Origin of the sequence: Sphingomonas sp., assembly GCF_964263785.1 — a bacterium.
Lineage (GTDB): Bacteria > Pseudomonadota > Alphaproteobacteria > Sphingomonadales > Sphingomonadaceae > Sphingomonas.
In genome coordinates, this window is the sequence record NZ_CAXVWL010000089.1 from 1 (window position 1) to 4,335 (window position 4,335).

A 4,335-nucleotide genomic window follows, 5' to 3' on the forward strand; every position below is an offset into this window, starting at 1 on the left:
AGCCGGTCGCCATCAAGCCGCCAGCGTCCTCCGCCCTCAAAGAAGGATGTCGTGCCGTCGGTTTCATACGTGATGGTTGTGCCGGAATTGCAGGCCACCCGTGATAAATCGTCGGGTGAGGCGGTCTGCAGCCAAGTTCCGCGCAACCACTCTTTGGTTGCCCGCTGCGGTGACCGGTCGGGTGCCTCAAGCGAAGCTTTTTGCGAGGGTGCAATATCCCGCGGCGCAGTCGGCAACAGAATGACGCTACCCTTGCCTCCCAGTCGCACGGGCGGGGAGTAGATTGCTGCGGTCGACGTATGGGCGCGATCCGCGCTGGTCTCGGCAGCGCAAGATACGAGCATGTACGCCGCGAGTATTATCACGGGAACGCGGATGGGCATCACAGGACTTCTCCGAGAAACACATTGTTGATCACGATCATTCGCAGCGTTCGCAATCATGCTGGCCTCGCGATACCGAGCCGCTTCATCTCGCGGTAGACGGTCGACCGCCCGATCCCGAGCTGCCGCGCCGCCTGAGCGGGAGAGACGCTCGCGGCGACCAGTTTGAGCGCGGCGCTGACCTTGTCACCGTCGAGCGGCTGCCGGCCGGGCAGCTTCCCCTTCGCGCGCGCCGCGGCGATGCCGTCGCGGGTGCGTTCGGAGATCAGTCGTCGCTCAAAGTGTGCGATGGCGCCGAACACGTGGAAGATCAGCTCGCCGGCCGCGGACGAGGTGTCGATCTTCTCCTCCAAGCTGAGAAGGGCGATGTGGCGCTCCCGCAGCATCTGGACGGTGGTGAGCAGCTCACCGAGGGATCGGCCGAGCCGATCGAGCCGCACGATCGCCAGCGTGTCGCCTTTGCGGGCGAAGCCGAGCAGTTCGGTCAGCCCGGGCCGGTCCATGCTCTTGCCCGACATGACATCGGTGAACACCCGGATGGCACCGGCTTCCTCAAGCCGCATGCGTTGCCCGGCGACGTCCTGATCGCCGGTGCTGACGCGCGCATAGCCAAGAATGTCCGGCAACTCTCGTCCTTCAAACGACCGTTCTGTGGACGGAGACGGCGCACGATCGTGATCACCTCCAAATCCGTCCACAAACTACGTCTCTTTAATCCTACCTGTCTACAGGCGTCGCAAGCCTTTTGTGGACGGTCGACATGTCAGCACGCGATCACGTCCTGCTCAACGATGCCGAGCGAGTTGTGCTGTTCGGCGTTCCTGCTGATCCCGACGAGCTGGCCCGGCGCTACACGCTCGAAGCGGCCGACCTCGACCTCATCAACCAGCGACGTCTCGATCGGAACCGGCTCGGCATGGCGTTGCAGGTCGCCCTGCTGCGTCACCCCGGCATGCCGCTCGCGCAGGTGCTGCAGATCGACAGCGGTGCACCTGCTCCGCTTGTCGCGTTCCTCGCCCGGCAACTCGGGCTGAACCCGTCCGTCCTGGCCGACTATGCCAGCCGGACTCAGACCATGACCGATCACGCCCGGCTCGTCGCCGAGGCATCGGGTGTAAGGGCACCCACCCGGGGCGACATTACGATGATGATTGCCGCGGCCGAACAAGCGGCCGCGGGAACCGATGCAGGGCTGCCGATCGCGACCGGGATCATCGACGCGCTGCAATCGGCCAATATCCTATTGCCGATGCCGTCCACCATCGAACGGGCGGGCATCGCCGGTCGATCGCGGGCGCGCAAGAGCGCCGCGCACATAATGGTGGCGGGCCTCGGCGCCGAGCAGATTGCCCGGATCGACGCCCTATTCGGCGCGGAAGATGGGACGAGGCTCGGCTGGCTGAAGGCGGTCCCGACCGCGACCAAGACGGAGAGCGTGCGCAATATCGTCGAGCGCCTGCGTGTCGTGCGCGAACTCGGCATCCCGCACGACACCGGCGCGCACGTTCATCCCACCCGTCGTCACCAGTTCGTCCGGGAGGGGCGGCTCTCTCCCGCTTACCTCATCGCGCGCTACACCATGCCCCGGCGACGCGCGATTCTCGTCGCGTTGCTGACCGACCTGGAGGCGCGGCTGATCGATGCCGCGCTCGACATGACCGATAAGCTGATCGGGGGCATGTTCCGGCGTGCGAAGAACACGCAAGGAAGCCGGTATGCGGCATCCTCGCGCGACGTCGCCCGGCTCATGCGGCTGTTCCGCACCACCATCGACACACTGAGCGAAGCGGACGAGCAAGGGGCCGATCCCATCCAGGCGTTGGAGGATGCGGTCGGCTGGCACGTTTTGTTCAAGGCGCGCACCACGGTCGCGGCGATCGCCGACATGGTCGACGAAGACCCGCTGGTCGTGGCCAGCGACCGGTACGCGATGCTGCGCAAGTTCGCGCCGCTGCTGATCGAGGTGCTGGAGTTCAAGTCGGGTCGGGGCAGCGCCAGCAGCATAAAGGCGATCGAGCTGCTGCGCGAGTTGAACCGATCGGGCAAGCGCGACGTTCCCCCGGGCGCGCCGATGCCGTTCCGCAAGGAATGGCGCAAGCTGCTGCTCGACAACGACGGCAAGATCAACCGTCGCCTGTACGAGACTGCGACCTTGGCGCACGTCCGCAACAAGCTGCGGTCGGGCGATATTTGGGTCGAGCGGTCGTCCGCCTACCGCCAGTTCGACAGCTATCTGCTGCCCACCGCGGCGAGCGCGCCCGTGATCGCCGACCTCGGGCTGCCTGGGTCAGCCGATACCTGGATCGAGGAACGCGCATCTGCGCTCGATGACCGGCTGAAGCGGTTCGCGCACGCCGTCACGCGCGGCAGGCTGGAAGGCGTCAAGCTGGTCGATGGCCGGTTGCATATCACCCCGGTCCGCACCCAGCCCAGTCCGCCAGCCGAGGAACTGGCGGATACGATCGGCGCGCTGATGCCGAGGATCAGGATCACCGAGCTCCTGCACGACGTCGCCAATGAGACCGGGTTCCTCTCCGGGTTCACCAACCTTCGCACCGGTCGGCAGTCCGACAACAGCAACGCGCTGCTCGCCGCAATTCTGGCCGACGCCACCAACCTCGGGCTCGCCCGCATGGCGGCCGCGAGCCAGGGCGTGACCCGCGACCAGCTCGTCTGGACCAAGGACGCCTATGTCCGCGACGACAGCTACAAACGGGCGCTCGCCATCCTGATCGACGCCCAGCATCGCCTGCCGATCGCATCGGTGTGGGGCGACGGCACCACCTCCAGCTCTGACGGGCAGTTTTTCCGGGGCGGCAAGCGCTTGGGCGTAGGCGACATCAACGCCCGGTACGGTGTCGACCCCGGGTTCAGCCTCTATACCCACGTCTCGGACCAGCACGGGCCATACAACGTGACCGTGCTCTCCGCGTCGATGCACGAAGCGCCCTATGTCCTCGACGGCCTGCTGCACCACGGGACCTCGCTGAATATCGCCGAGCATTACACCGACACGGGCGGCGCGACCGACCATGTGTTCGCGCTGTGCGCCCTGCTCGGGTTCCAGTTCTGCCCGCGGCTGCGGGATTTTCCCGACCGCCGCCTCGCTTCCACCGCGGCGCTGGCCAACTACCCTTCGATCACATCTCTGCTCGGCAAGCGGATCAGGGTCGACATCATCCGCGAACACTGGGACGAGGTGCTTCGTCTGGTTGCCTCGCTCAAGGCCGGGCACGTCGCGCCGTCGACCATGCTGAAGAAGCTTGCCGCCTACGAGCGCCAGAACCAGATCGACATCGCGCTCCAGGAGATCGGCAAAGTCGAGCGGACGTTGTTCATGCTCGACTGGCTCGAAAGCCCCGAGCTGCGACGCCGCTGCCAGGCCGGGCTGAACAAGAGCGAGCAGCGCCATGTGCTGACGCAGGCGATCTGCACGTTCCGCCAGGGCCGAATGATCGATCGCACCCACGAGGCACTGCAATACCGCGCGTCGGGATTGAATCTGGTTATCGCCGCGATCGTCTACTGGAACTCGACCTATATCGCCGACGCGGTCCGGCATCTCCGCGCCTCGGGCCAGGCCGTCGATCCCGCCCTGCTACCCCATAGCTCACCGGTCGGTTGGGAGCATATTGCGTTCTCCGGCGACTTCTTGTGGGATCGCGCTGCTGAGCGGACGCGCCGAAAGCCGCTCAACATCGTACCGGACGGCCGACCCGCCTGATCGTTCGCGGCCCGTTCTCCCTTAGCGTTGTTTAGCGTGGGATCAGCGCCTCGCCCTCACATTAGCGAGTGCATCGTTGCGGCTGAACAGCCAGATCGCACGGACGTTGGCGTCTCCTTTCCGGAAGCGTGAAAGCACCAGTGCCGAGGCGATATTGATGGCCAGAGCGACGACGCCGATCGCGCCCATCAGCTCGGCATCGGGTGCGGTAGCGTTGAGGGCTCGCCA

3 protein-coding genes and 1 pseudogene are annotated in these 4,335 nt (G+C 65.6%); 1 reads left to right on the forward strand and 3 read right to left on the reverse strand.

What is annotated here, in order from left to right:
- Together ACE5C1_RS12115 and ACE5C1_RS12120 are read right to left on the reverse strand one after the other, a co-directional pair.
- Nucleotides 1–383: hypothetical protein (locus tag ACE5C1_RS12115; protein WP_374944336.1), on the reverse strand; the 383-nt coding region annotated here is incomplete at its 3' end.
- Between the two features lie 56 nt (nt 384–439).
- Nucleotides 440–1,009 carry a recombinase family protein gene (locus ACE5C1_RS12120; protein ID WP_374944338.1) on the reverse strand — a complete coding sequence of 190 codons (570 nt, stop codon included), beginning with the start codon at nt 1,007–1,009 and terminating at the stop codon, nt 440–442.
- A gap of 134 nt (nt 1,010–1,143) precedes the next feature.
- On the opposite strand from ACE5C1_RS12120, the gene ACE5C1_RS12125 reads away from it, so the two are divergent.
- Nucleotides 1,144–4,107 carry a Tn3 family transposase gene (locus ACE5C1_RS12125; protein ID WP_374944337.1) on the forward strand — a complete coding sequence of 988 codons (2,964 nt, stop codon included), beginning with the start codon at nt 1,144–1,146 and terminating at the stop codon, nt 4,105–4,107.
- A gap of 57 nt (nt 4,108–4,164) precedes the next feature.
- Here ACE5C1_RS12125 and ACE5C1_RS12130 read toward each other — a convergent pair.
- Nucleotides 4,165–4,335, reverse strand: a pseudogene (locus ACE5C1_RS12130) (cation transporter); the annotation flags it as partial.